At 31.4% G+C, this 25,999-nt stretch carries 36 protein-coding genes and 2 tRNA genes; 13 read left to right on the plus strand and 25 right to left on the minus strand.

The genetic code is table 4. The features are described 5' to 3' along the window. Window positions 1-113: 113 nt before the first annotated feature. Window positions 114-674, plus strand: coding sequence for a DNA topoisomerase (locus GvMRE_RS08955; RefSeq protein WP_147410858.1), 561 nt, complete (start codon window positions 114-116; stop codon window positions 672-674). A 31-nt stretch (window positions 675-705) separates the two neighbouring features. Here the strand turns inward: GvMRE_RS08955 and GvMRE_RS08960 are convergent, their stop codons facing one another. Next, a complete protein-coding gene (locus tag GvMRE_RS08960; protein WP_147410859.1) occupies window positions 706-2,142 on the minus strand; it encodes a hypothetical protein in 1,437 nt (478 codons plus the stop codon). Window positions 2,143-2,223: 81 nt separating this feature from the next. After that, window positions 2,224-2,562, minus strand: coding sequence for a hypothetical protein (locus tag GvMRE_RS08965; protein WP_147410860.1), 339 nt, complete (start codon window positions 2,560-2,562; stop codon window positions 2,224-2,226). A gap of 190 nt (window positions 2,563-2,752) precedes the next feature. Here GvMRE_RS08965 and GvMRE_RS08970 point away from each other — a divergent pair, with 190 nt between their 5' ends. The 5 genes from GvMRE_RS08970 to GvMRE_RS08990 all read left to right on the plus strand — a co-directional run bounded on the left by GvMRE_RS08970 (window position 2,753) and on the right by GvMRE_RS08990 (window position 7,261). Beyond that, on the plus strand, window positions 2,753-3,361 hold the full coding sequence (locus GvMRE_RS08970) for a hypothetical protein (protein ID WP_147410861.1): 609 nt from the start codon (window positions 2,753-2,755) through the stop codon (window positions 3,359-3,361). Between the two features lie 2 nt (window positions 3,362-3,363). Beyond that, window positions 3,364-3,801: a hypothetical protein gene (locus tag GvMRE_RS08975; protein WP_147410862.1), complete on the plus strand. Its 438-nt coding sequence runs from the start codon at window positions 3,364-3,366 to the stop codon at window positions 3,799-3,801. 243 nt (window positions 3,802-4,044) lie between these two features. Beyond that, complete coding sequence (locus GvMRE_RS08980) at window positions 4,045-4,821, plus strand: hypothetical protein (protein WP_147410863.1); 777 nt, start codon at window positions 4,045-4,047, stop codon at window positions 4,819-4,821. 2 nt (window positions 4,822-4,823) lie between these two features. After that, window positions 4,824-5,927, plus strand: a complete 1,104-nt coding sequence (locus GvMRE_RS08985; protein WP_147410864.1) for a hypothetical protein — start codon at window positions 4,824-4,826, stop codon at window positions 5,925-5,927. 359 nt (window positions 5,928-6,286) lie between these two features. Continuing rightward, window positions 6,287-7,261 (plus strand): coiled-coil domain-containing protein, encoded by a 975-nt coding sequence (locus tag GvMRE_RS08990; RefSeq protein WP_147410865.1) that lies wholly within the window; start codon window positions 6,287-6,289, stop codon window positions 7,259-7,261. 56 nt (window positions 7,262-7,317) lie between these two features. Here the strand turns inward: GvMRE_RS08990 and GvMRE_RS08995 are convergent, their stop codons facing one another. From GvMRE_RS08995 to GvMRE_RS09055, 13 genes are all read right to left on the minus strand, one after another. Beyond that, on the minus strand, window positions 7,318-7,791 hold the full coding sequence (locus GvMRE_RS08995; RefSeq protein WP_147410866.1) for a hypothetical protein: 474 nt from the start codon (window positions 7,789-7,791) through the stop codon (window positions 7,318-7,320). A 12-nt stretch (window positions 7,792-7,803) separates the two neighbouring features. After that, window positions 7,804-7,890 (minus strand) — tRNA-Ser (locus GvMRE_RS09000). 32 nt (window positions 7,891-7,922) lie between these two features. Next, on the minus strand, window positions 7,923-8,612 hold the full coding sequence (locus tag GvMRE_RS09005; RefSeq protein ID WP_147410867.1) for a ribosome-recycling factor: 690 nt from the start codon (window positions 8,610-8,612) through the stop codon (window positions 7,923-7,925). Window positions 8,613-8,624: 12 nt separating this feature from the next. Further along, a tRNA-Ser gene (locus GvMRE_RS09010) sits at window positions 8,625-8,711 on the minus strand. A gap of 32 nt (window positions 8,712-8,743) precedes the next feature. Continuing rightward, window positions 8,744-9,298, minus strand: coding sequence for a ribosome-recycling factor (locus tag GvMRE_RS09015; RefSeq protein ID WP_147410868.1), 555 nt, complete (start codon window positions 9,296-9,298; stop codon window positions 8,744-8,746). A 297-nt stretch (window positions 9,299-9,595) separates the two neighbouring features. After that, complete coding sequence (locus GvMRE_RS09020) at window positions 9,596-9,877, minus strand: nucleotidyltransferase family protein (protein ID WP_147410869.1); 282 nt, start codon at window positions 9,875-9,877, stop codon at window positions 9,596-9,598. A 367-nt stretch (window positions 9,878-10,244) separates the two neighbouring features. Beyond that, window positions 10,245-11,264 (minus strand): hypothetical protein, encoded by a 1,020-nt coding sequence (locus GvMRE_RS09025; protein WP_147410870.1) that lies wholly within the window; start codon window positions 11,262-11,264, stop codon window positions 10,245-10,247. Then, the gene (locus GvMRE_RS09030) at window positions 11,257-11,592 is read right to left on the minus strand and encodes a hypothetical protein (RefSeq protein ID WP_147410871.1); all 336 of its coding nucleotides are present in this window, start codon (window positions 11,590-11,592) and stop codon (window positions 11,257-11,259) included. Before GvMRE_RS09030 ends, GvMRE_RS09025 begins: the two co-directional genes overlap by 8 nt. A gap of 11 nt (window positions 11,593-11,603) precedes the next feature. Further along, window positions 11,604-11,828 carry a hypothetical protein gene (locus GvMRE_RS09035; protein ID WP_147410872.1) on the minus strand — a complete coding sequence of 75 codons (225 nt, stop codon included), beginning with the start codon at window positions 11,826-11,828 and terminating at the stop codon, window positions 11,604-11,606. A gap of 23 nt (window positions 11,829-11,851) precedes the next feature. Next, complete coding sequence (locus GvMRE_RS09040) at window positions 11,852-12,127, minus strand: type II toxin-antitoxin system RelE/ParE family toxin (protein WP_147410873.1); 276 nt, start codon at window positions 12,125-12,127, stop codon at window positions 11,852-11,854. Window positions 12,128-12,307: 180 nt separating this feature from the next. Beyond that, window positions 12,308-12,532, minus strand: a complete 225-nt coding sequence (locus GvMRE_RS09045; RefSeq protein ID WP_147410872.1) for a hypothetical protein — start codon at window positions 12,530-12,532, stop codon at window positions 12,308-12,310. A 23-nt stretch (window positions 12,533-12,555) separates the two neighbouring features. Beyond that, window positions 12,556-12,873: a type II toxin-antitoxin system RelE/ParE family toxin gene (locus tag GvMRE_RS09050; protein WP_147410874.1), complete on the minus strand. Its 318-nt coding sequence runs from the start codon at window positions 12,871-12,873 to the stop codon at window positions 12,556-12,558. Beyond that, window positions 12,857-13,204, minus strand: a complete 348-nt coding sequence (locus tag GvMRE_RS09055) for a HigA family addiction module antitoxin (protein ID WP_147410875.1) — start codon at window positions 13,202-13,204, stop codon at window positions 12,857-12,859. The genes GvMRE_RS09050 and GvMRE_RS09055 overlap by 17 nt, the downstream gene beginning before the upstream one ends. 251 nt (window positions 13,205-13,455) lie before the next feature. On the opposite strand from GvMRE_RS09055, the gene GvMRE_RS09060 reads away from it, so the two are divergent. Genes GvMRE_RS09060 through GvMRE_RS09075 form a run of 4 tightly spaced genes read left to right on the plus strand, consistent with a single transcriptional unit; the run spans window position 13,456 to window position 15,172 of the window. Then, complete coding sequence (locus GvMRE_RS09060) at window positions 13,456-13,824, plus strand: hypothetical protein (RefSeq protein WP_147410876.1); 369 nt, start codon at window positions 13,456-13,458, stop codon at window positions 13,822-13,824. Beyond that, entirely contained in the window at window positions 13,808-14,170 is a 363-nt protein-coding gene (locus GvMRE_RS09065) for a hypothetical protein (RefSeq protein ID WP_147410877.1), read from the plus strand. Before GvMRE_RS09060 ends, GvMRE_RS09065 begins: the two co-directional genes overlap by 17 nt. Window positions 14,171-14,177: 7 nt before the next feature. Beyond that, entirely contained in the window at window positions 14,178-14,720 is a 543-nt protein-coding gene (locus tag GvMRE_RS09070) for a tyrosine-type recombinase/integrase (protein WP_147410878.1), read from the plus strand. 23 nt (window positions 14,721-14,743) lie between these two features. Then, window positions 14,744-15,172, plus strand: coding sequence for an HNH endonuclease (locus tag GvMRE_RS09075; protein ID WP_147410879.1), 429 nt, complete (start codon window positions 14,744-14,746; stop codon window positions 15,170-15,172). Window positions 15,173-15,222: 50 nt separating this feature from the next. Here the strand turns inward: GvMRE_RS09075 and GvMRE_RS09080 are convergent, their stop codons facing one another. The 3 genes from GvMRE_RS09080 to GvMRE_RS13810 form a co-directional block, all read right to left on the minus strand. After that, window positions 15,223-16,383: a leucine-rich repeat domain-containing protein gene (locus GvMRE_RS09080; RefSeq protein ID WP_147410880.1), complete on the minus strand. Its 1,161-nt coding sequence runs from the start codon at window positions 16,381-16,383 to the stop codon at window positions 15,223-15,225. An 82-nt stretch (window positions 16,384-16,465) separates the two neighbouring features. Continuing rightward, the gene (locus GvMRE_RS09085; RefSeq protein ID WP_147410881.1) at window positions 16,466-16,660 is read right to left on the minus strand and encodes a hypothetical protein; all 195 of its coding nucleotides are present in this window, start codon (window positions 16,658-16,660) and stop codon (window positions 16,466-16,468) included. A gap of 267 nt (window positions 16,661-16,927) precedes the next feature. Continuing rightward, window positions 16,928-17,083 carry a hypothetical protein gene (locus tag GvMRE_RS13810; RefSeq protein WP_172575346.1) on the minus strand — a complete coding sequence of 52 codons (156 nt, stop codon included), beginning with the start codon at window positions 17,081-17,083 and terminating at the stop codon, window positions 16,928-16,930. A gap of 109 nt (window positions 17,084-17,192) precedes the next feature. Between GvMRE_RS13810 and GvMRE_RS09090 the strand changes: the two genes are divergently transcribed. The 3 genes from GvMRE_RS09090 to GvMRE_RS09095 all read left to right on the plus strand — a co-directional run bounded on the left by GvMRE_RS09090 (window position 17,193) and on the right by GvMRE_RS09095 (window position 19,532). Beyond that, window positions 17,193-18,644, plus strand: a complete 1,452-nt coding sequence (locus GvMRE_RS09090) for a leucine-rich repeat domain-containing protein (protein WP_147410882.1) — start codon at window positions 17,193-17,195, stop codon at window positions 18,642-18,644. A gap of 270 nt (window positions 18,645-18,914) precedes the next feature. Then, window positions 18,915-19,079: a hypothetical protein gene (locus GvMRE_RS13815; protein WP_172575347.1), complete on the plus strand. Its 165-nt coding sequence runs from the start codon at window positions 18,915-18,917 to the stop codon at window positions 19,077-19,079. A gap of 192 nt (window positions 19,080-19,271) precedes the next feature. Next, window positions 19,272-19,532 carry a hypothetical protein gene (locus tag GvMRE_RS09095; protein WP_147410883.1) on the plus strand — a complete coding sequence of 87 codons (261 nt, stop codon included), beginning with the start codon at window positions 19,272-19,274 and terminating at the stop codon, window positions 19,530-19,532. Between the two features lie 149 nt (window positions 19,533-19,681). Here the strand turns inward: GvMRE_RS09095 and GvMRE_RS09100 are convergent, their stop codons facing one another. The 7 genes from GvMRE_RS09100 to GvMRE_RS09130 all read right to left on the minus strand — a co-directional run bounded on the left by GvMRE_RS09100 (window position 19,682) and on the right by GvMRE_RS09130 (window position 25,774). Next, window positions 19,682-21,166 (minus strand): coiled-coil domain-containing protein, encoded by a 1,485-nt coding sequence (locus GvMRE_RS09100; protein WP_147410884.1) that lies wholly within the window; start codon window positions 21,164-21,166, stop codon window positions 19,682-19,684. Window position 21,167: 1 nt separating this feature from the next. Further along, window positions 21,168-22,652 (minus strand): coiled-coil domain-containing protein, encoded by a 1,485-nt coding sequence (locus GvMRE_RS09105; RefSeq protein ID WP_147410885.1) that lies wholly within the window; start codon window positions 22,650-22,652, stop codon window positions 21,168-21,170. A gap of 878 nt (window positions 22,653-23,530) precedes the next feature. Beyond that, window positions 23,531-24,004 carry a hypothetical protein gene (locus tag GvMRE_RS09110; RefSeq protein ID WP_147410886.1) on the minus strand — a complete coding sequence of 158 codons (474 nt, stop codon included), beginning with the start codon at window positions 24,002-24,004 and terminating at the stop codon, window positions 23,531-23,533. Further along, window positions 23,991-24,398, minus strand: coding sequence for a hypothetical protein (locus GvMRE_RS09115; protein WP_147410887.1), 408 nt, complete (start codon window positions 24,396-24,398; stop codon window positions 23,991-23,993). Before GvMRE_RS09115 ends, GvMRE_RS09110 begins: the two co-directional genes overlap by 14 nt. A 14-nt stretch (window positions 24,399-24,412) precedes the next feature. Next, window positions 24,413-24,784: a hypothetical protein gene (locus GvMRE_RS09120; protein ID WP_147410107.1), complete on the minus strand. Its 372-nt coding sequence runs from the start codon at window positions 24,782-24,784 to the stop codon at window positions 24,413-24,415. Between the two features lie 290 nt (window positions 24,785-25,074). After that, window positions 25,075-25,425, minus strand: coding sequence for a helix-turn-helix domain-containing protein (locus tag GvMRE_RS09125; protein ID WP_147410888.1), 351 nt, complete (start codon window positions 25,423-25,425; stop codon window positions 25,075-25,077). Next, window positions 25,403-25,774, minus strand: a complete 372-nt coding sequence (locus GvMRE_RS09130; RefSeq protein ID WP_147410889.1) for a hypothetical protein — start codon at window positions 25,772-25,774, stop codon at window positions 25,403-25,405. Before GvMRE_RS09130 ends, GvMRE_RS09125 begins: the two co-directional genes overlap by 23 nt. Between the last annotated feature and the right edge of the window lie 225 nt (window positions 25,775-25,999).

Here is a 25,999-nt window from a genome sequence, read left to right on the forward strand (position 1 = left end):
TAAATGAAAGACTAAAAGTAGCAATTATTCAATAGTTTTTATTTTTTGTTAGTTGGTTTTGTTGAGTCTGAGAAACTTCTAATTGTTTTTCATTACTCTTTAACTGTTGCTGGATGCTTGCTCTTTCTTGCGAAAATTGTTTTTCTTTTTGTTGTCAGNGTTACTACTTCACCCTGAATGAAAATGTGCTTACCTTTGCGGGCTTTTTTGTCCTTAATCCTGATTATTATTTACCTAATTATAAAGTCAAAAAAACTTCTTTCTTAGAAAAAACTAATTTAAAATCCTTAGAAGTAAATAAGATTGAAATAAAAGAATACTTGGAAAATAAACCTCAGCGCTATAATGAAGGAAGCTTAGTTCAAGAATTAGAAAGATTAGGCATTGGTCGTCCATCTACTTATAATACATTTAGCAGAATTTTGCTTAATCGTGGTTATGTTGAATATAATAATGATAGACAAAAGCACTTTGTCCCGACAGAATTAGGCTTTAAAGTGAATGAATGATTACAAAAAAACTTTGCTTCTTTAATTAATGAAAAATATACTGCTAATTTAGAAGCAGAATTAGATAAGATTAGCCAAGGAAAAAACTCTTATCTTGAATTCATTCAAAAATTCTGAAATGATTTTTTTCCTTACTGGCAGGAAATATCCAATAAGCCGGTTTAGAACATAGTTTATTACCAAAAAAATCAACACCTTAAAAAATGTTTGTTTTACTGTTTCTTTTATTTTCCTCTCTTCTTTTTAAGAGATAATAAGCAAAAATAGTTAACCCAAAGAGTAAAATAAATGAAAGACTAAAAGTAGCAATTATTCAATAGTTTTTATTTTTTGTTAGTTGGTTTTGTTGAGTCTGAGAAACTTCTAATTGTTTTTCATTACTCTTTAACTGTTGCTGGATGCTTGCTCTTTCTTGCGAAAATTGTTTTTCTTTTTGTTGTCAGGCTGTGCTAATAGCTTCTATTTGTTCTTGTTCTAATGGGACTTTCTCGACCAAATTTTTAATTTCTTCGGGTTTATCTTTCAAAACTTTTTCTTTATTGGCAATGATTGGAGGAGTTTTTAGCCTTTCGATTTCGGCTAATAGTTCCTTTTGCTTAACTAATAAGGCTTCTTTTTCTTGGTTTAATCCATCACATTTACTTTCTATATCTGAAAGTTTGCTTTGTAATTCTTGTTCTTTTTGTTGTTGCTTATCTAATTTAGTTAAGAGTTCTTGTTCGTGCTGTTGTCAATTTTTTTTTTCTTTTCTTAGTTTTTTAATAACTTTTGTTTTCTTCTTGTTTTTGTTTTTTAGGTTAGTTAGTTGGTTTTCTTGGCTTTGGAGGTTTTGCTTCTGGTCTATTAACTCTTTGTAGAGCATGCTCTGTTTTTCCTTCTCTTCTTGGGCTTTTTGCTTGCCGCTAGTTAATAATTCATTACGAATTTGTTCATTAGTTAGTTTCAACTTTTTCAAAGCGTTTAAGAAGTTAATTTGGTCTTGCTTATTTTGCTGCTGAGTAGTGTTCTTTACTTCTCGGTAAGAATCAGTAATAATTTTTTCTTTGGCTAATTTTTGGCTTAATTCCTCAATTTCTTGCTCTGCAATTTGCTGAATAAGGATAATTTGGTCTTCTAAATCTTGAGTTTCTTGGTTAGTTTCTCGCAACTGATTTTTTAGTTCTAAAATTTGGTTATTTTGCTCTAAATACTCTAATAATTTGCTCTCTCTCTCTCTCTCTCTTACTAACTTGATTAATTTCCTTTGCTTTTCTGGTTCTAAAAAAATTTCTAATTGACTTCATTGAAAGTTAATAGTATCTTCATTTCATACAGCACTATTAATGTTTTGATAAGCCCTTTCATAGAACCTGAAATCATTAGAGTCATAGTCATATTTGCCATTGACATAGTTTTCGATAATTCCGTTTACTTCACCTGGCAGATTATTATTGCGATAAAATTGTCTTCTGGCTAAAACTTCATTTAATTTTACTGGTTCCAAATTTCGTCTTTCTAACATTTTATTCACTTCAAAAAAAAGCCTTAATTTGCTTTTTCAAATATCTTTATTTTGGGCTATAAATTCATAATGTTCTTTATACATTTTTTTTACATCTTTAAAATAATCTTTAAATTCTTGATAGTCATTCATAATATTAATTATTTTAAACTTGTTAAAAATTCATGTGCGGAAAATGTGGTTTAAATATGCTTTTTTTCTTCTTTAAAAAACTTAATTATCCTGTTTCTTATCAACTGTGTTTGAATTATTTTCAACTTGAAACTTAATTTTGCTTTTATGTACAAATCTTTCAACTAAACGAAAAACACAAGCACAAGGATAGCAAGTTTCTTTTAGTTCTTTTTCTACTTCTCCTCAATCAATTCGATGTTTTTGGACTAATTTTTGGGTATAAATTTGAAGTGCTTTTAAAAATTCTTGCTGGTGAACTAAATTGTCTTCTAAATCAAATAATAACTTTTGTTGTTTTCTGGATTTTCTTTTTAGTCTTTGAATAGTTTCTTGATTGCTTTTTAATTGTTGGAGAATTTTGGTGATTATCACTGTCATTATAAGAATTTTTACTAACTATTAATTTTCTGCTTTTTATTTTTCCTCTTTCAATAATACAAAATCACTCCAATTATAAGAATTATTTATGGTTCTTGGCGTTCATGTATCGATAATTTTTCTAACTAAGTTCTAAATAGTTCCATGTTTATTAAAGGTTAAAAAAATAATTTCGCTAAAATTTATTAATATGTCACTTGAAGAACGAATAGCCAAGTTAAACGAAACTAAGGAAAAACTAGAAAAATGGGATTCTTCTTTATCAGAAATGATAGAGTTTTTGGAAACAGTATTTAAGGAAATAAACAAAGATTTTTCTGAAGATGAAAAAGTTTCTGACGAAGAAATGAAAATTGTTCAAGAAATAAATAAAATTGAAAGAAATAAAACTCTTGAATTTGTTGATAAATGGCATAATAAAAATTTTCAATTTAATGACAAAGAAATTGAACGTCTTGAAACAGAATTACTTAATATTTGAAACAAAATTAACGAACTAAAAAATTACAAAAAAAATGAGGCATACGAGAAAAATGATGATTATAGACAAAAAGTTGACAAAAAAGAAGAAGAAGAGCTTGAACCTTTTCAACCTTACCAAGAAAAACTTTTATTTCTTATTTCTCGGCATTATGAAGACAAAAAAAAAAAAACATCCTCAACTTCCAACAATTCAACAAATTCAAAAACGCTTCCTTGAACTCTCGCCATTATTTTTGGGATAACCACAGTTATTTCAGCCGGAATAGCCATTTATCTTTTTTGGAAACAAAGAAAAATAAAAAAATTTAAAGTTTAAAAATGGATAATGACAAACTGCTCAAAAATGTTAACCTTTGCTATTTACCTTTGGCTAAACTACAAGAATGGTTAAAAGAAAATAACCTTTGAGAAAAGAATTTTACCGAAACCAAAAAACAATGAAAACAAGAATTAAAGAGCAATTTTTCTTCTTTTTTTATTGATGCAGAACTATTAATAATTGAAAAAGACATAATTTTGCTTCAAGTGGCAGACGAAAATGTTCGAGAATATTTAACTAAAACTTACCAAATCCAAGAACAGACCATTTGCCAAAAACTCTTTGGAGAAAATAAACACCTCATTCTTTTAACCGAACAACAATGACAAGAAACAAAAGAGAAAGTTAAAGAAAAGCAAGAAAATTGTTTTGTTCTTTTAAAAGATGAAGAAAGCATTAAAAGTAACTTAACTAAATGATTAGAGAAAAATAATTAATGCTTAAAATTTATAGTATATGAAAAGTAAAAATTCAGTAGTATGAAAAAACTCTCTCTCTCTCTCTCTCTCTCTCTGTAGATAAAAAACAAAAAATTTTTCTTTTAAACAAAAATCAAATAAGAAAAGGAGGAAGATATTAAAATGTGAGGCTGAATGGCTGGATTAGGTATCTTTTTTATCCTTTTATTATTAGCACTATTTATCCTCCCTTTAGTCTTTTGAATATTAAAGATAATTAGTTTGTTCAAAAGTGGAAATAACACCGGAGGATGAGTAGTTTTGCTGGTAGGATTTTTTTTCACTCCTTTAATTGGCTTATTAGTAGGCTTAGCCTTTAAAGAAAATAAACCTGAAGACGCCGAGAAAGATAAATATTTTTGGTGCGGTATCTGTAATATCAAATACAAAGAAGAATTTTTAGGTGGTGAAACTGCCCATGAAGGAAAAATCTGCCGTTCCTGTTTAGTGAAAAAACAGAGAGGAGAAACAAATACTTTTAACGGAAGCCAACAGCCATACCCAACTGCTCCAATTTCCCAACCAGTAAATGCTAACATTTATCAGCAACCTGAATATAGACAAAAAAATGATAGCAGTAGTGAAAAAAGAATATTAACACGAGAATTAAGCCGCAAGCAGAGAAAAAGAAATAGTTATCTTACTCAATTTATTATTAATCTGGCAGTTTTACAATGATTACTACCTCTAATTGCTGTTCTTATTTTTTGATTACAACTCAAAGAGCAAATGAAAGTTCAAGCCATGAATAATCCCAGTTTAGGATTGGCTACGGAAATTCCTTTTGGCAAAGTGATTAAGGATTTCTTTAAAATATTAACTTCTGAGTTTTATGTCTATGGTGGTCATAATATTTCAATAAATCTTATTTGAAAAATAGGAATAATACTTGCTTTTTTGCTTCCATTAGGTTTTTGAATTTACAATTTAGTTAGATTTCTTGGTCTCAATGGAGAAATTAATCAATTACAAGCAGAAATAAAAGAAATAGAGCATTAATTATGAAGTATAATGAGTATCGAAAAAATGGTTCAAGCAAATGAAAAGCCGTTATTATTACTTTTGCGATAATTGGAGTTTTATTGCTTGGCGGTATAATTTGATTCGCAGTTAAAAATAAAAAAAGAGTAGTCCAGGCAAATCTTGGCGAGCAGCAAAATCAGCAAACACAAAACGCTGTTTTACAATTAGCCAATAATCTTTTAGGCAATACTAATAACCTTAATCAACTAACTAAAAAGCCAGGCGGAGGCGTCAAAACTATTCAGGAAATTGAAGAAGAATTTTTAATCAGTTTTAATCCTGATAATTCTCCTAAAAGTAATGTTAGCGAAAAACTTCCGTCAGAAATTATAGAAAGAATTTGATGGGAATTAAGACCATGAATTGAGGAATATTTACGAGATTTAAATAAATCAATTTTAGAACATGCCCGAGAAAAATTTCGTCGTGATGTTGAAAACTGGCTCAAATGGCAACAAAAAGAATATAACAGACAATTAGAGGAATATTGAAAAAGGGTTCAAGAATTAAAAAGAATTGAAGATTTAATTCGCGAATACCAAAAAATTCGAGAACAAGAATTATTAGACAAAATTAGCAGAAAAACAGAATTGCGACAAAAAGGCTATATTGACCGAGATATTGAAAAATTGCGAGAATGAAATTTACTTACTCCGAACCAAGAAATACCGGATTTAAACGCTGAAACAAGAATAGGAGCAACAAATATTTTATGAACTAGCGAAAGGGAGTATGGCAAAATTGGCGGTTCCAGTGATTTAATAATTTTTTTGAAGCCAAAATCAGGAAAAAACCCGCGAGTTGAAGGCAATATTAATCAAAATAATTCCAGTTCGGTTATTAATTTTTCAACTCAGATTGCCTATAATGACAAAGAAGGTTATAAAAAATTTATTCGTGATTTTCTAGTTGAAAAAGAAAAATTTGATTATGACGTTTACTGTCTTATTAGAACTGATTCGTCCATGAGCGGACCTTCTGCTGGTATTGCTTATTACTTAGTACTTTATAGTCTAATTAATCAAATTCCTTTACCAAGAAATTTGGGTTCAACTGGACTGTTTTTAAAAAACCAAAAGTAGGGGCAATAGGAGGATTAAGGCTCAAACTAGGATATAATGTTGGGTATGATAGTAAAAAAGATAATCCTATTGATATTTTTATTTTATCCGAAGAAAATAAAGCAAGACACTTTCCAGATGGTAGTTATCACGTTAATCCCACAGACGGCTTTGAAAGTATTCCATCTTATATCAAAGAAAAAATTAGACAGGTTCATTTTGTCAGCACAGTCGACCAAATTGAAATAGCTCTCCAAGAAATTCTAAAAGAACCTGATAGAAAAATAGTTCATAGTTGTGGAAGCAGTGAAATTCGAGAAAGAAAAGAAGAACCAAAAACTTGTGAAATTCAAGCCACGCCAGAACAACTTCTAGCTTTTATGTTTGATTCTGGTTTTGCCGGAGTTAACAGAAGCGGGAGAGACAAAAATGAAAAAGAAAGTATAAATGTTCCTTCTGCTTCTTCTGAAACCGGACCGCTACAAAATATATTATCAATTGAATTTAGTAAAACAAAAGTGTTTGAGAAAGTTAGAGAACTCTATAATGAATATAAACAAAAAATTGATTCTAATCAAGATATAGAAGAATGATACCAAAATGAATTAGCCAAATTAGAAAGTTCAAGTAATAATGAAGAAAATCAAGAAAGAATTAGTGAACTTCAAAAAAAAATTGACACACTAAAAGTAGAAGCAGCAGCAAAGAGAGAAACTGTTGAACAATCAAAAAATAATGAGCAAAGAATAATCGAGATTGAAAAAGAAATTGAAGGCTACAAGCAAGCAAAAACTAATGAAGAAGTGATTTTGGAAAACATTAATCGAAAAATAGAAGAAAATCAACGAAATCCGAACCAAAATCCCGAACAAAATCTTGAAGCAGAGAAACAAGAGATAATTAAAAGAATAGACGAATTAAACGTAAAAATTACAACTAGCGAAGCAGAAATCGCTAATTTGCGACAAAACCAGTCCAACCAAGAATTAATTAAAGAAGCCGAAGAATTAGAATCCCAAGTTAAACAATTAGAAGAAGAGTTGCAAAAGTTATTGAGAGAGCAAAAATTACCTACTTCTCCATCAAGCAGAGAACTGGAAACCAAAAAAAGAAGATTAGAACAAGAGTATCAAATTCGCAAAAAACTAGACCAAGATAAAGGACAAATATATCTTGAATACGAGAACAAATTTAAAGAAGTCGCTGCTCCTTTGGATATTTCTAATATTTCCCAGCAGTTAGCCAATTTAGGTTACAAAAAACTAATAGTTAAATGAAAACAAGGAGAACAATTTGGTCGCATTCATTTAACCACTAATGAACATTCAGTAACTTTTGAAGTGGTAAAAAGATAAGAGTATTTTGTAAAAGCAGCAAAGGAAAAAAAAGTTGTTATTTTATCAAAAACATGCTAATTCCTAAAAGAATTGATGTTTATATTGCTATTTTTTTTCTTTTTCTTCATCAGAAATAAGGAGAAAAAAGCAACCAAAAGAAGCAAAATAAAAATAAAAGTAGTCAACGCAACATTCCTTCACCTTATTTGATGAGAAGAAGAAACTTTATATCCTCATGCCGTAGTGATTTTTATACTTTCCTCGTCTTGAATTGGTTCTAGTTGATAGTCTACTACTTTATCTTTAAATCAGCCTTTTTTTAGTTTAAGGAATTTTAAAGCGAATCTGTAATCAAAATATCCTTGTTCTTCGGCAATACTTTGTGGATCCATAAAATAGATTACTTCATTTTGTCTGCTCGGAATACCTTCGTTTCCTTGTCATTCAATTTCTATTTCTTGATAAGTTTTTAAGTTTTGAATACTACCATTAGATTTTCTTTTAACTGAAACCTCAAAAAAAATGTCTCGTTTTTCTTTTTTTGTCATATATAAAATTTTTGGCGGGAGCGAAAGGATTTGAACCTTCGTGGTAATATTACCGCCGACTTTCCAGGCCGGCTCCTTTGACCGCTCGGACACGCTCCCAAAAATAATATAAGTATTTTTTTGTCTTTAAATTACAGAGTCAATTCTTTTTCTTTCTTTTTTTGGAGTTCTTGAATTTTTTTTAAATACTTCTCATTAACTTTTTCAATTTCTTTTTCGGCTAATTTTTGTTCATTTTTAGATAATTCTTTCTTTTTCATTAAATTGTCAATCTCTTTCAAAACTTTTTGGCGGCTGGCACGCAAATCGATTTTTCCTTGTTCAATTTTTTTTCCAACATTTTTAATTAATTGTTGGCGAGTTTCTCCGGTCATGGGGGGAAGAGAAAAACAAATTTCATCTTTCTCCATTTTGACTTGCTGATAGCCTAATTCAGATTCTAAGATTGCTTTATTAATTACTTGAATTTTTTTTGGTTCAAAAACGTGAACAACGAGTTGTCTGTCAGGATTAATCTTCAAGGTGGCTAATTGTTCAATTTTTTGTTTTTTTCCTTGTTGTTCAACGGTCAGTTCTTCAATTGTTTCCAAAGAAATCTGATTGCTACGAACTNCGAATCTGTAATCAAAATATCCTTGTTCTTCGGCAATACTTTGTGGATCCATAAAATAGATTACTTCATTTTGTCTGCTCGGAATACCTTCGTTTCCTTGTCATTCAATTTCTATTTCTTGATAAGTTTTTAAGTTTTGAATACTACCATTAGATTTTCTTTTAACTGAAACCTCAAAAAAAATGTCTCGTTTTTCTTTTTTTGTCATATATAAAATTTTTGGCGGGAGCGAAAGGATTTGAACCTTCGTGGTAATATTACCGCCGACTTTCCAGGCCGGCTCCTTTGACCGCTCGGACACGCTCCCAAAAATAATATAAGTATTTTTTTGTCTTTAAATTACAGAGTCAATTCTTTTTCTTTCTTTTTTTGGAGTTCTTGAATTTTTTTTAAATACTTCTCATTAACTTTTTCAATTTCTTTTTCGGCTAATTTTTGTTCATTTTTAGATAATTCTTTCTTTTTCATTAAATTGTCAATCTCTTTCAAAACTTTTTGGCGGCTGGCACGCAAATCGATTTTTCCTTGTTCAATTTTTTTTCCAACATTTTTAATTAATTGTTGGCGAGTTTCTCCGGTCATGGGGGGAAGAGAAAAACAAATTTCATCTTTCTCCATTTTGACTTGCTGATAGCCTAATTCAGATTCTAAGATTGCTTTATTAATTACTTGAATTTTTTTTGGTTCAAAAACGTGAACAACGAGTTGTCTGTCAGGATTAATCTTCAAGGTGGCTAATTGTTCAATTTTTTGTTTTTTTCCTTGTTGTTCAACGGTCAGTTCTTCAATTGTTTCCAAAGAAATCTGATTGCTACGAACTTTTCTTAAATTAGTTTCTAACCTGTTTAAGTCTTCTTCCATTAATTTCTCAATTTTCTCGGCTCATTCCGTCATATAGTTAATTTTATCTAAATTTTAGCAAGAATACTCCCATTTCTATAAGTGGTGAGAGAAAACTCTTGTTAGTTTTTTACTGAACCAGTTAGCCAATTAGAGTTGTAGTGATTTCGGATTGGCTTGCTGATTGAGTATTGAACTCTAACGAAATCACTATGAAAAAAACTTATAAAGTTCGGTTGTATCCAAGCCAAAAGTGGAAATTTAATTTGCACACGGTAGTAGTTTTAATCTTATATAATAGATATTCATAAAAAAGTACGTTGGTTGAGAATTGCTTTGCCATAAATTAATTTAGTCTAATTTCGTTAAATCTTCTTTAATTAACTCTCGAAAACTAGGTTTCATATTCTTTCAAGATACTAATTCTACATTGAAAGGTAAATCACTTTCTTTAAATTCCTCTTCTAAAAGAAAAGTTACAGCGTCTGGTATCTCTTCTTGATAGCAAAGGTCTAAATCGGAAAGTTTTCTGGCGGTCCCTTTGGTTCGGGAGCCATAAGCGTAAAAATGGTAAGGGTATTTAGCAAGTATTTGCTGGATTATTTTTTGGTGTCTAGTTTCTAATTGTAGCATTCTGGTATCTGATTCACAATTAATTTTTAAGTTTTTGGGGCGGAGAGGTTGAATAATTTGGGCTTTTAGTTCGTTTTGCTGTTCTAATTGCTGATAATAGTTGATTTTCTGTAATTGATGGAATGCTCGGGTAATAGATTTTAATTGCTGTTCGTAGCATTCAACTTGCTTTTGAGCCTTTTTTTTATCTTTTATTGCGTTTTGGCAAGCATTTATTAGGTTAGTATGATTTGTTCGTAAGCATGGATTTTATTTGCTAAATCAGTGCTGGTTTTTCTTTCAGTTTGTAATTGTTGGCGAGATGGTTATTGATTTGCTTTTGTTCGGCAAAATTTTCTCTTTCTTGGGATAATTGTTTCCTGTTGAGCTATTTATTCGATCCAGGGAGACTAGTAGATTGGAGGACTTGGGCTTGTTGTTCTTGAACTTGTAAATTATCTAATTGGGACTGTAATTGGCTAACTTGCTTTTTTAAGTCTTCAATCACTTTATCTTTTTGCTCGGCGATTTCTTTGAGTTGCCTTTCTCTTCACTCCTTGGCTTTTTGGAGAGCTTTTTCAAATTCTTCTCGTTCCATTTGGAGTTCTTCTCGTTCCATTTGGAGTTCTTCTTCTAATTGAGTTATTTTCTCTGATTTGCTTTCAATAATTTCTTTTTGGGCTTTAATTACTAATTCAGGATTAGCTTTTTTTCAAGCTTGCAGTTTTTGGGAGAAGTCTTTTATTTTTCTATCTCATTCTTCTTCTACTTTTATCTTCTCCTTAGCAAACAAATTGTAAATATTTTGGGACTTAGCATCTTCTCTATAAATTGCTGGACAGTAAAAGTCTTCTAAACTATCTGATAAATACTCTAGACCGCTATCTAAATCAGTATCACTAATAAAAAGCTTTTTTAATTTATTCATCCCCTTTAGATGTTCTAAACTACCAGTAAAATTATTTATTCTTAAATCTAATTCCTTTAAATTCACTAAATGATTCATAAAAGATAAATCTTGGCTAAAGTTATTACTGCCTAAGTCTAAATGTTCTAATTTTTCCCCAGCATCAATGAATTTAATTTCGGCGAGAGAATCATGAGAGCAATTAAGTTTCTTTAAACTAGGTAAATTATTTAAGATTAGTTGTTGGATATTTTTAAAACCATCAATACATACTATTTCTAGTTGAAGACAATTACTAATGACTATTTTGGTTAAATCAAGAGAAGAATAACCAGCAGAGACATAATTTTTTCGTATTCTTTTTAAATTAGAAAAGCCATCAATAATTAGTTCACTAGATTGTTTAAAGTTTAAATTGCTGTCAAACTCAATTGTTTCTACCTGGTTTCTGTTGGAATATTGACAGTTTAGTCATTCTTGAGCGTTTTTGTATTTAGTCATAATATATTATTTTAAGTTCGTAACGAAGAAACTTCCCTTTTCCCTTCGCACTTAAATCAAAAATAATTCGCTCATAAAGAGTAATTGGTTGAATTGCTTGGGTTTGCTGATTAGTATTGCCTCTTGCTACTAAATTCTTGGCATATTCCAGTAAATCCATTAAAATAGTTCCTTGTCAGGAAACTACTCTAAATTTCTTGTCTTTAATTCCTTGGACTAGTTTAGCAAACTGTTCGCTAGTGAGATTATTTAGATTCTTGGTTTTTACTGGGTTATTTTCAACATTTATGGCTTCTAAATTAGGAAAAGTAGACAGTAAATCAAGCAAAATCTATTTCTTTAATTTGGTTGCCAAAAATTAAGTTTTTTTAACTGGGATTTGTTGGCGAGAGAGTTTAAAAAGTCCAAGTTTTCAAACTTATTATTATAAGAATTTAAACTTTGGAGAGTAGTAAACTCGCTTAAATCTGCGTTTCCTGCTAGGTCTCTATTGCTGATATCTAAATATCTAATCTTGGCTTTTTTAGTGATTTGGTTTATATGTTGTTGTGCGTCATTATTCATATAAATAATTTTATTTATAATTTTTATCTCCTTTTTACTTTTTTATAATCATGCTTGCTTATCTCAATTTCCCAGGCTTGATTGTTCTCTCACAGGAAAAAGCAGCGTCATTGTCCGCCAATGCGAATACTGTAATAGTCTTTCACGGCTTCAATAGGTTCAAAACGAAAACCCGAAAAAACATTAAAATCTTTCTTGTCTCGGGCATTAACCACCACTTTTATCCGCCAACGAGCTTTTTCAGCGGGCTGAATTCCCGACCACTGCTTAAATCATTTACCCAGCATGTATTCCTCCACGGCGGGGTCTTTAAACTTTTTTCGCTTAACGAGTTGGNTTGTCTTTAATTCCTTGGACTAGTTTAGCAAACTGTTCGCTAGTGAGATTATTTAGATTCTTGGTTTTTACTGGGTTATTTTCAACATTTATGGCTTCTAAATTAGGAAAAGTAGACAGTAAATCAAGCAAAATCTATTTCTTTAATTTGGTTGCCAAAAATTAAGTTTTTTTAACTGGGATTTGTTGGCGAGAGAGTTTAAAAAGTCCAAGTTTTCAAACTTATTATTATAAGAATTTAAACTTTGGAGAGTAGTAAACTCGCTTAAATCTGCGTTTCCTGCTAGGTCTCTATTGCTGATATCTAAATATCTAATCTTGGCTTTTTTAGTGATTTGGTTTATATGTTGTTGTGCGTCATTATTCATATAAATAATTTTATTTATAATTTTTATCTCCTTTTTACTTTTTTATAATCATGCTTGCTTATCTCAATTTCCCAGGCTTGATTGTTCTCTCACAGGAAAAAGCAGCGTCATTGTCCGCCAATGCGAATACTGTAATAGTCTTTCACGGCTTCAATAGGTTCAAAACGAAAACCCGAAAAAACATTAAAATCTTTCTTGTCTCGGGCATTAACCACCACTTTTATCCGCCAACGAGCTTTTTCAGCGGGCTGAATTCCCGACCACTGCTTAAATCATTTACCCAGCATGTATTCCTCCACGGCGGGGTCTTTAAACTTTTTTCGCTTAACGAGTTGGGGCATGCTTTAAACTTTCCGGCTTCGCTTTGTAAGGTGTAATCTGTTTTTTTATCGTTTCCATCTTGGCTTTGGCTAACTCTTCTTCGTAACTTAGTTGTAAATTAAGCCAAAGTTCAACCGAACTACCAAAATAAAAAGCCAAGCGAGCCGCTAAATCTGGGGTAATATCGGCTCTTTCTTCACAAACCCACTTTATTTGTTCCTTGGAAACTTGGAGAGCATCGGCTAATTCTTGGGGACTAATATCACGGGGAATTAATATTTCTTCCCGTAAGATTGTACCCGGATGAATAGGCTTAACCACAAACTTCTCTTGTTTATTAGTTGTTTTCATAATAATTATTTTTGTTTATTTTTAGTATGTTTTATGAGTTTTTTAGGTTTTTTCTTATATTTAGCCTATGCTCTTTTATTGGGTAAAAGAAAAAGCCGAGCAAAATTGCCTTATGAGTAGTTTTTTAGTTTTTCCTATTCGTGCACGCATGCATCATTGAGGTAATAATAAAGAACAAAACAATTATCTGTTAATAACCAATTTAGAACAAAAAGTAATAAAAAACAACCGAAAGGTTATAAAAAATAAATATGGTGATAAAAGAGAAAAAAATGAGTGGACAAGAAGAGCAAGAATTCCAAAAAACTCTTCAAGAACTAGAAGATCCCAAAAATATTGGTCAAGGTTCTTGGGCTTTGCCGAGAAATGCTACTGTAGCAGAAAAAACAAAATACGAAATTTGTGAAAAAATATTAGGCTACCAAGAAGATAGTAATTTAAGTGATGAAGCAATGGTTCGTAAGCTTCATTTAACTCAAGTTGAATTAGAAGATATTTTGTTTTGCCGAATAAGTAAATTTAACCTCGACTACTTGATAAATATTGCTAGCAATTTATTTTCCCCTAATGAAATAAAAGTAGTTATCGAATCAAATAATATTCATGTCCAAACCATTTAAGTTAATCAAAGAAGAGTTTTCAGATAAATTTCAAGAATGTTGGTGAACTTATGAATGTTTATTTGAGTTTACTTTCAAAAAAAAAAGCATTGCTAAGATAACTATCACTGACCATCCTTGAAAAAAGCCTGGTCGGGAGTGAATTACTAAAGAATTAGTTTTGAATATTTTGGTTACCGAGTTGAATGGTCGTCAAAGAATGAAACCTAAAGAAAGGATTAATAATCGGGATATTTATGTTCGCGAATGGGTTCCTTATGGCGATAAGGATTATTTATTAGTCTTTTGATTTGAAGATGGTAATTCTGATTGATTATGAGTGAGAAACTGTTATCCTGTAAGTTAAATAATATATGACAAAAACTAAAAAACCCTTAACTATCCTTCCTACTAATCAACTCCTCCAACAAATATGAGATTATATTATTAGTCGACCAAACAAAAAAGGAGAAACTAAAAAAAGTCGGTGAGAATGCTTATATTTGCTTTGCTGAAAAGCAGGATTGAGAATTACCGAAGCCATTAGTTTTGATTTAAATTTAGAGCATCAATCTCTTGAATATAAAGGTTTATATTTACTGCGAGGGAAAAGACAAAAAGACAGGTGAGTTTATGTCAGTCTAGAAGTAGTCAAAGAACTAAAAAAAAGAAAGTGAAAACCAAATACAACCAACAGAATTAATTTCTTCTATTTCCTCCAACAAGTTAAGAAAGAATTAGATATCTCTGAAAAAACAGAACTGGCACCACATACTCTCCGCCGTTGTTTTGCTACTTATAATGCTTTGAATGGTATGCCTTTACCAGTATTGCAGAAAGTATTAGGTCATGCTAGAATTAGCACTACTGTTTTATATATTAAAGACAGTGATTTAATTAAGTTTAAACCTGTTTAATTCATTCATATAAAAACAAATAAATGAAACTCATCAAACTACCCCTTAATCTTATTCCCATTACTTCTTGATGAAAAAATGCTCGCAGTCAAATTAAACCTAGTCAATGAAATAAAATAAGAAAACAAGTCTACCAACAAGCTAATTATGCTTGTGAAATATGTGGGGTAAAAAAAGTAAGACTAGATTGTAATGAAGTGTGAAAATATCAGTCAAATAAGCAAATCTTGGCTAAATTAGAAGCAGTTTGTCGGCTTTGTCATTTGGCACAACATCTAGGTTATGCCGGAGTAATTGGCAGATTTCAGGAAGCTAAAGAACACTTAAAAAAAGTGAATGGCTGGAACGAGAAACAAACCCTTATTTATATTCAAGAAAAGTTTCGTGAGTGAGAAGTAAGAAATAAGGTTAAATGAGTTTTGGATTTGAATTATTTAGATAATTTTGGTTAGGTTTTTGTTAATTTTAGCAATAAAGGTTTTTTGTAGAGTAGTGGAATTTCTTAAGAATTATTGATTCAGGGTGAGGATTGGAGGATTTGGGCTTGTTGTTCTTGGCAATTAATTGCCTCTTGATTTTGTTGTAAACTCTCTAATTGTTTTTCTAATTGGTGGAGTTCAACTTGCTTATTAAGAAGAGTTTGTAAAATTTCTTGGTTATTATTCAATTCTTCGTTTAAAGTTTGCTTTAACTCTTTTAGTTTTGCGGATTCATTATCATTATTTTGTAAAACCCTTTCTTGCTTTTTAAGTAGTTTTTCTAATAAATATTTTCCTGCACTACCAAGATTGCTTTTTAGATTATTGGTTAACTGTTTCAATTGTTCCTTTTCTTTCTGTACTTGAGGAGCTAATTCTTTGATTTTTAATCTTTTGATTTCATTTTGGAGAGATTGGAAGTTATAATGTTGATTAGGAAAAAGAATAGAAAAAGCCCGTTTTATTTTTTCCTTTTCCTCTTGAACTTCTTCTTTTCATCTAGTTATTATTAGGCTAGGATTAGCTTTTCTCCAAGACTGATAATCTCCTCCATAATCTGCCAGTTGTTTTTGAATGGCTTGGCAACCAGCTTCTGGTCGAAAATTTGTGTTACATAAAAAAGTTTCTAGACTTTCAGGCAAATATTCTAAACCGCTGTCAATATCAATGTTAGAAATATTTAGTATTTTTAATTTTTTCATATTTTTTAAGGGCTTTAAAGAGCCGTAAAGACGATTGTAAAACCCTCTATCCGCTTTTTGTTTATTAATAGTATCTATATAAAGGGTTTCTAAATTAGTAAAATCACTTAAGAATGATAAATCTTGCGGGGTGGTAAAACCATCACTGCCAATATTTAAAAAAGTCACTTTTTCTGGATCTAGACTTTTGAAATTAAATTCAGTAATGAGATTATCACCAATATCAAGGTGTCTAATTTCTGGACAATTGTTAATAAATATATCAGTAATTTGGCATGTCGCACAATCAATTGTAGTAAGTTGTGGACAATCGCTGATATGCAAACTTGTTAACTTGCCATCACGACAATGAAATTGCTCCATTTTAACGAATCCTTCTAATTTTAAAGAACCTTCTAAATCTCTGCTGAGATTCAATTTTTTTATTTCTTCTCTTTCCTCCTTAGGATAATTTTCTTCTAATCATTCTTGTGCTTTTGCCATAATTTTAGTTTTATATAATAGATATTCATAAAAAGTGTTTTTTTAAAGCACGTTAGTTGAGAATGCTTTGCCATAAATTAATTTAGTCTAATCTAGTCAAGTCTTCTTTAATTAACTCACGAAAACGGGGTCTCATGTGTTTTCAATTAACTAATTCTACTTCAAAAGGTAAATTAGATTCAATAAACTCTTCCCTTATCTGGCTAATGGTAGAAAGAGGCACTTCTTCTTGATAGCAAAGGTCTAAGTCAGAAAACTTGCTAGCATTGCCTTTCACTCGTGAACTATTTTTCAGTGTTTTTCTTCTAGTTGTAGGTTCATATAAAACTATTTTTGGTTAATTTCGGCTTGCACTTTGGCAATTAGGTAATTTAAATCTTCCAAAAAGTTAGGTAAGGTTTTTCAAATGTCAGTTAATATATCTGCTTCGTAACTGTGGACAGTTAGGTTTCTAGTTTCTAAATATTTTTCTCCTCAGGCTTCAAATTCCCTAATTAGACTTCTGCGGCGGCTTTTCGAAAAGTTTCTTTGGGGCTGTGTACTTCTAATCTAAGTTTCGGCAATTTTTGTTATCTAATTGTTTTGCATAAAGGCCATTACCAACGTTTTTCCAAGGTGCTTCATAGACAACTAATCATAATTTAGGAGAATATTCACTGAAATCTCCTGGTGGAGGAGCAATAAGCAATGGTGAAAACACTAATTTTAAAGGCCATTTCTCAATTAAGAGAAGCATTGCCAAGCAAAAAAGGTAATAAAAATTGTGGTGAAGTTTTCTGCTTTTAAAAACTTTGTTAAAAATATATATCATGGTAAAAGCACGAGAATGATTGGAAAGGAAGTATCCTAATAAAGAAGAAGTAGAGTTAATTGATTTTTCTGATCTAAAGGCTGATGAAGAAAGCGAGCTAATTGTCGATAGATGACCTAATTTAAAGCAAATTAGAAACTATGGAGAAAAAAGTTCGACAGATTGGGAAATACCAGTTCATACCTTGGGATTAACTAAAATAACTATTACTAACTGTCCTGAATTAAATTTGATACATATTAATCGTCTTCTCAAACTAAAAGAAGTGATTATAAGCAATCTTCCTAATCTCGGGAAACTTTATTTTTCTGATAACATTTCGCTTAAAGAAATTAAGATTGTTGAATGCCCTGAATTATGAGATCTATTTTGCAATGAAAGCATAATTGAAAGTTTAGATTTAAGTCACTTTCCTAATTTACAAATAATTAGTTGCAGAAATAATTTACTGCAAGAAATAAAACTTCCTTTAAATAGGGATGAACTAAGAGAAATAAAGTTAGCGAATAATAATTTTCCTTCACAGGACTTGTCAATTTTTAAAGGGTTTTTATACTTGGAAAAACTAGACATATCTAATCTTTATCCTTCTGATGTTAGTGAAGAAGGAACTGTCATTAATCGTTTTCATGGTTCTTTGGAACCCTTAAAGGAAATAATTACTTATGGACAAAAAGAAAGCAAAGAAGGCAAAAAAGAGCGAGTGTTTCTGTTTTTAAATATCAGTAATACTGACATCGACTCAGGATTAGAATATTTACCATTAGGTGCTGAAGTTGTTTGTGAGGTTAATCAAGAATACCGACCTAATAGCAAAGTCAAAGCAATTGCTGAACAACTAAAGTCATATCGGAGTGATATTAAAGATTGACAGAAAGACAAAGAGAATGGTGTATTCATGGTCCCTTGACAAAACGCCAATTCTAATTTAATTATAACCGCTAGAAACGCACAGATCTTTGAGCTTGAGAATCAACTTCAATCACAAAAAGATGCTTGCTCAGAAGTTCAAAAAAAGATAAATGAACTTCACCAAAAAACTAGTCTTGATGAAGTAGAAAACTTTTTTAAAGAAGTTGATGAAAGTTGTGAAGAGTTAAAAAAGCAAAATCAGCAAAAAGATGAAGTGTTAAAAAAACTTTTACTAAATCTTCCAGATCTAGTGGAAAGAAAAAAAACAACCACTGGTATTAATGACTCATGAAAAAAATTTAAGAAACTGCTAAAAGAACGAGAAGAACTGACTAAGCAACATCGACAAAAAATTAATGAAATTTTTAATAGTTGGGCAGAAAAAGATAAAAAAATAGCAAACCTAATTGAAGAAAAGTTTGACATTTATGAAAAAGTTGTTTTTGAAAGCATGCTCAAAGACCGACAAATTATGAATTTAAAAGCCAAATTAAGAAACTTGGGGAATTCTGCCCAAATTCAAGTTCCGCCTAAATAAAAAAAGAGAATTTACTACCATTCCTATAAAAGACCTTAAAAGCAAGAAAACTGGCACTCTTTACTATCAAGGACAAAAAATAGGAGACGCTAAAATCAGCGGTGAGGTTATGCTCCCTGGCAATGCTTATTATGATAAAGAAAGCAAGTTTTTAGGTTATTATGAATATAAAGCCTGAGGCACCTTTTTCCCTAAACAAAATTATATCTTTAATACTGCCACGGAATTCTGAAACTTATTAAAGCAAGATTTTGGTATTGAGTATAAATCATGAATGACGCCCAACAACACCTTAATCAAATCACTAAAAAAGGACGCATCTATTATCTAGACATTAGCAATAGAGACTTAGCAGGCAATGCCGACCTCTCTGAATTCACACCCTCCAACATTTTAATGCCGCTAATAATCAGTTTGAAAACCTGAATTTCTTAAATAGTTTGCCAAATAAGGAGAAATTACAAAGTATCGATAGTAAAGCGATAGTTATGTCTTTGTTTTTCTCATAAAAAACAACAACAAAGCAACTCAGGGCAGGAAATGTTGGCCGACTCGCCAAGAATTAGGCAATAAAACACTCCTTTTGGGGAAAGTTTAGATGTTATTAAAGATATTGAATTAGGAGATATGGAAAAACAATTAGGTCTCAGTTTAAGTAAAGAAATAAGAGAGCAAATCCAACAGGCTACTAGTTATCAGCAAATGGTTAAGTTAAGAAATAATGCTATACAAAAGCATTTGGAGCAAAATTTAGGCAACAAAGAACAAACTGTTGAGGAAAATGAATTAAATATCTCTGAAAAAAACTTACCGGTAGCAAAGAAAAAGTTCAGACTAATACAAGCAAAAATAACAAGACCAGTAATGGCCAACTTTAAATCAAGTTAATGTTTCTGACAAGAGTTCAGTTGCCAATAGTGGTAATACTTACTACAATATCAATAATTTAGGAAGAGATGTAATAATTAATAATGCATCTCACGAAGAAACAAAGAAGTCTGAGGGGAATTCAGAGACTTTTAGTCAAGCAGAAAAAATTAACCCTTCTTAAAAAAAGGAGGCAACTCACTTTGCTGAATCTGGGCGCGCTGAGGATTACTTAATTGCCTTCTCATCGGGCTAGCACTACGCTTTATCGAACTAGAAGTTGGCTGAGACTTGACTTGCTTCTCAATTAATTCCTTACTCCTAATCAAAACTTCTCCTAACTTTTCTTTTTTTAACTTACTTTGGAAGCTTCTCAACTTCCACTTCGCTTCGGAAATTTCCTTAGTCTTAGGTTTAGGATTAACTCGACTTTCTAAGTTTATCAATTCTTCTTGGGCTTCGAAAACTTTAATTAATCATTTATAATCATCTGCTTTTAGTTTATTTTTAGTTTCATTAAGCAATTTGGCTAAACCGGGATATTTTTCCTTTAAAGTTTTTTCTTTCATCTCCGTGGAACTAACCGATAATAGCAAACTATTTTCTTGCAATTGTTCTTGTAATAACAATTCTTCTGCTTTTTGATTAGTTTGAAGTTCTTGTTCGGTTTCCCCTAATTTTTGTTCTAGACGAGTTTGGCTTTTTTCAGCTCCTCTTAATTCTCCTTCTAGTCTAGCCTTTTCGGCTCGTAAAGCTTCCAATTCTTCTTGCTCAACTTTAGTCTCTAATAGTTCTTTTGCTTTTTCGGTCAACTGGCTACTTATTTCTTGGCATTCAGCTTTCCTTTCAGCCAATAATTCCTCTAAGATTCGCTTTTCTCCGGCTAAACGGTTTCTTTCGTCCTGCAGTTGTTGAATCCGTTGTTGAGCTTCAACTTCTTTCTTTAACATAAGTTGTTCCCAAGCCGTTTTTTCTTGTTCAAATTGATTTCGCAACTCCTCTAATTCTTTTTTCTTAGCCTGCAAGTTTGCTTGGTTTACAGCTAATTCATTCTCATCAATACCTTTCTTTTGCAAATCTTTTACCATTTGCTCCAACTGTTTTTTTTCACTTTCTAATTCAGCCAGTTTTTTTTGTTTACTGAGTAAATTTTCTTGCCACTGCTCAGGTTCAATTGAGTGTATAGCGGATTCTTCTTTCTCGGATTCATAATCATCGACAGTGATTTCTGGAAGCATTGACTGAACCTCTTCCTTTTCGCTATCAGCACTCTCGCTCAATTCCTCGGCTATATCTGGATTAATTTCAACTTTCTTCCCAGCCTTATTAACCAATTTTAACTTTGCCTCTAACTCTTCTTTTTCCTGTAAAATCTGTTCTTTAACTAATCTCTCCTGAGCATATTTACTTTCTGTTTCAACTTTAACTTCTTCCGCTAAACGAATTGCCTCCTGAGCCGCTTTTAAATCCTCTTCATATTTCTTCATCATTAACTCATCAACTTCGGCTACTTCATTTTTTCCCACTAATTCTTTTTCTCAATCCGTCGGGAGAACTTCGGTTTCTGACAAACCTAACTTTGCCCTAATTTGGTTTTCTAATTCTTGATTTTTAACTATCAATTCTTTTACTTTATTCTTATAACTCTTTAACATACTATACCTTTCTAATAAATTGTTCTACTTGCACGATTTTGGCTTCGCATTCCTGCTTTTCCTGGCGAATTTCCTGTTGTTGCATTTCCGTAAAAAATGTGGCAGTTAAAGCCTCCTCAGTCTCTTGAATTTGGCTACGCAAATATTTTTGATAATTTTCTAAACATTCTTTTGATTCTTTAACATTTTCAGTAAGTAAATTATTATTATTTTGCAATTCTTTTATTTGTTGGTCTTTTTCTTCAAGTTGAGTTATTAATTCATTACCTTTATTTTCCTTTTCGGTTAACTGTTTTTCTAATTCCGCCACTGATTTTTGGCTGGCTTCCCGAACTTCTTCGGCTTCGTTTTTTTCCCGGATAGCTACTTCTTTTGCTTCATTAACTAAGCGAATTGTCTCCTCGGCCGCCAGTTTTTCTTTTTCAAATTCGGCTTGGAGTTTTTGAAAGGCTTCTTTTTCAGCCACTAACTGTTCACTAATTTTTTTATGCTCAGCCCGCTCAGCAGTTAAAGCAGAGCTAGTTCTAGCATGGTTATCTTTTTCAGTTTGCAATTCTTTGGTTAAGGAAGAATAAGAAGTCTGTAAATTCTGATACTTCTCCTTAGTTAAGTTATGGGCAGTCTGCTCCTTAATTAATTCTTCTTGCTTAACCACTTGGATAGTTCAATTTTCAGCTAAGTCATCGTTTTTTTCTAAACCTAAAACTTGTTTAATTTGTTGAACTAAGTCTTCTTTGCTTTGCTTAGTTTTGGCATGTTCAAGTTGCTCGACCGCGAAAGCTTGTTGGGCTTGATTTTTGGTCGTTCTAATCTCCTCAATTAAGTTTTCTTTGAGTACTTTGTAGTCTTCATGTCCTGCCTTTAAGTCTTCGATTAACTGTTTATACATGGCTACCACCTCGGAGCTATTAGCAGAGGTTAAATTAGCAAGGTCAAGTTTTCCGGTTAAACCACCAACCAAACCTTGGATTTCTTGACTAAACATTTGCTCTACGTCTAAGTTCAATTTAGCTCTTAACTCTTGGGGCAAGTTTTCTAATTTGGCTCCTAATTCACGACGAAGATTTTGCAGTTTGGTTTCTAATTCATTAGCAATTAATCGGCTTAACTCTCCATTATCCTGAAAAGAATTAATTACTGCTTGTCTGGTTTCCCAATTGACTATCCGGATTTGTCGACTATTAAGTTCTTGAAGAAGTTTATTAATGAGTTCTTGACCAAATTTCTGAACCGCGAGATTATTTTCCTCTTCCGTTTTCTGAATGGCTTGGAATTCCTGACAAACCTGATGAACTTCTTGAAGTTCTTGAACAAATCATTCTTTGTTTTTTTCATTCTTAGTTTTTTCAATAAGTTGAGCAATTGATTGCTCTAATTTGCTTATTTGGTTGCTTTGGCTAACGAGAGAATTTTGACTACATTCAGAACAAGTTTTATTCTCAACCAAGCTTTCCCGAAAGCCTCGACAATTTTGACAATATTTCATGATAACTTTTTGTATAGTTTTATTTTTAGGAAAAATTTAATTTACTTTTAGAATTTTTTTTACTTTTACTATTTATTGATTTATTGCTTAAAAAAGCTTTTCTTCTAAACAAATAAGGAGAAAGAAAAATAAATCCTAAAAACCAAGTGTTCTCAGTGTCAAAAAGAAATCACTAACACTCCAATCAACGAAAGTTTTTGTAGCAAAATCTGTTCTCTATATTCTGAAATAAGCTAATTATTAACTGAAACTTATACTTCAGTAGATGCCGATAAACTCCACAAGTTAGCCCATAAACTATTAGAACTTGCCCAAGAATACTCTCCTTCTTTACCTGCTTGCTTAAAACCTTACTGTGATTCTTTAATTGAAAGTCTACAGAAACTAAACGACGCTGCTTATGAAACTTGAAATGATGTTGACAAACTTCAAGCAATCTTAGATTATTAACCAACTAACCCAAGAATTAGTTAACGAACAAGAGAAAAGAATTATTGTAGAAAATAATCTTAACCAAGAAAAACAAATTAATCATAACTTACGCCAGCAATCACAATCTGAACGAGAAAATAACAACAATTTAGCAAATAAAAATCAGGCTTACTAACAAACTATTACCAACCTTCAAAAAGACTTACAAAACGCAATAAAAGATAAGCAAATAGCAGAAAAGCAATTAAACTATTTAATAATTAGCGAGATAAAAAAAGCCGCCAGACAATTCCAGCAATGACAGAAATTTAATTATTACCAACAATTAGAGCAAAAAAGCCAATTCAAAGCTCAAATAATTCACCCACCGCCTCGGAAAAGTTAAAAAGTTTACATTTTTGGAAAAATAACTCTTTTTTGTTCTTTTTTTGAAGTTATTCCCTGTCTTAGGAACCTTCTTCATTTAATACTTCCTTGCTTATTTTGTAGTGTTCTCATTTTTCTTCTTCGGATTCAATGTATTTAGGAAATTTTTTCTCAAATTCTCCTTCAAATTCAGTTCCTTTTTCCAAGTCTTCTTTAATAAATTTTTCGGTGTTTTGAATAAGTTTCATTAGTTCTTCAAGTTGTTTGTCAGTCGCATTTTTCCTTTTTTCTGTTAAATAATTCATGCTTCCACTGCCAAAATTTTTCACATAAAAGTTATCTATACCATCAGGACTATTAGTTAATAATTCTCAAATTTTCTTGGATTTTTTTTCATCTACAAATTCTTTTCTATCAGTTCCTCCTCATTGTAGCAAACTAGAACTACATAAACAAGCCCGAGCAAATATTAATTTTTTTCTTAATTCTTTTCAGTCGTTTTCAGATTTGGCAGAGTCTTTATAAAAGTTATTTATTAATTTATAGTCTTTCATGCGTTTTTTGATTGATTATCGCGAAGCGTGAACTACAATAAGAAGGAATTTGCAACAAAGGAATATTATTTAAGTAAATGTTCTTAATTTTTAATTTTTCGGTATGAGCAATTAAACTATCCAAAGAAAAACTTTCGGTGTATCCTCGCACTAATCTAGCAGTATTATCTTTATCTAAATCTAATTTTTGAGCCAATTCTTCCTCGGAAAGATTGTTTTTGATTAGATAACGACAAATGACTTGGCTAAACTCATATTTAGTCTTTTCGCTAACACTGGCTTGCTCTCCGGGCATTCAACTTCCTAAACACTTTTCACTTTCTACTCACTGAAAAACTTTTTCTTCCTCAGCGTTAATAGGAATTTCAATGATTTCTCGCCCTTGGTTTTTCATATACTCTAATTTTACTAATCAGGGTGGCAAGTTCGCACTCAAAGATAAGTGTCTGCTTCTTTTCATCATCACCAAATTAGTTTATATCTTTTGTCGTTTATTTCAGGATAAGCTTTAAAATAATTCTTTTTCTCGGGTTGCTTACCGCTAAAAGGAAAATAGTGATTGTTTAATAATTGAACTAATTTCATAATTAACTTGTGGGTAATACCATGCTCTAAATGTTTATCACAGTGAGAACTAACTGCCACATATTTAATTGAGCGGTCGTTAACTATAATTGCTTGATCTAGTGGGTAAAGGTAATAAGTAATCACCTCTTTTTTAGTTTTTTGGGATGATGTTTCTTTATCTTTAATTGTGTTGGGATTTATTTTTAGGGGCATATAATTCATATTGCTCGCCCTTGGTTTTAATACCTTGTATATATTTTTACATGATTTGTTTAATTTGGGAAGATTTATCCATAAAAAAATTTTTTACTTTCATCAGCAAAAACACTTAGCGTTCCACCCGCAAATACCCCTCTCCAAGTCTCGCATTTTACGAGACCCACGAAGGCTTGTTAATTAATGTGACACGATAAGGTATATAAGCAAAAATGGTATTGAGAGCAATCAAACAGTCCCTAACTTTTGCCCTGAACCCAGAGAAACAACCCAAACAAAAAATAATTTTATCCAACCTGCCCCTGTTCTCTTTGCTTATCAACTAACAATAATTCTGAACCAGGAGTTAACTTTTCTCAATAAAACATTAAGCGAGCAACTGAAAAATCATTAATCTTGGCTCGGCAGATATCATATAACTCCTCCTCCGAAATGGCTAATTTTCGTGCTACTTTCTCAAAAGGCAACTTGTTTTTTTGTTGGTAAGATAAAATGGCTTTACAAAGACGATATTTGGTTTTTTCTTCCAAAGTAGGATTTTCTGGCAAGCCAATATTTCCCCCTTCGTAATTATCACTTTCCAGTCTAGCAATTATTTCTTTTTCAGTTAGGTTTTTAAAGTCTTTGTTTCTTTTCATTATATTTCTTTTTAGTGCGATGACAAGTTTTAATTCAAAGAGAATTATCGCTGTCTTTTAAATATCAAATTAGTTTATAACTTTTGCCACTATCTCAGGCAGGTTCTAACTTAAAAAATTCCTTATCATCTTTGCGGCCTTCGGGAATAAAAGGACCTTTGGTTTCTAATTTTTTCACTAACTTTTGAATTAGTTCAGGAGTAATGCCTTCTCGCCCTGACTTCTTTCAAACATGGTCGCTAATTTGGAGAGTGTTTAACTGGCGATAGTTAATAAGCAAGTATGACCTGCCTAATCATTCCTGACAAGGATAAGGAGTAAAGTTTTCTTTTTCTGATTTAGCAGTCATTTATAACTATTTTTTAGCAAGTAATTGCTCTACTTCTTTTGCTCCCTTTTGATTATACACCAATCCTTCTAACTCTCACATTCTTTCTAATCCTATCCGTGGTGTGTAATCATTTTCAGTAAGAAGTATTTTCCTGGTTTTCTACTATTCCATGATATCACCAATTCTTTTATTTTTCGTCATATTATTTACCTTTATATATTCTTATGTGGAAAAGAGGATACT

The sequence above is a fragment of the endosymbiont GvMRE of Glomus versiforme genome (genome assembly GCF_003546845.1).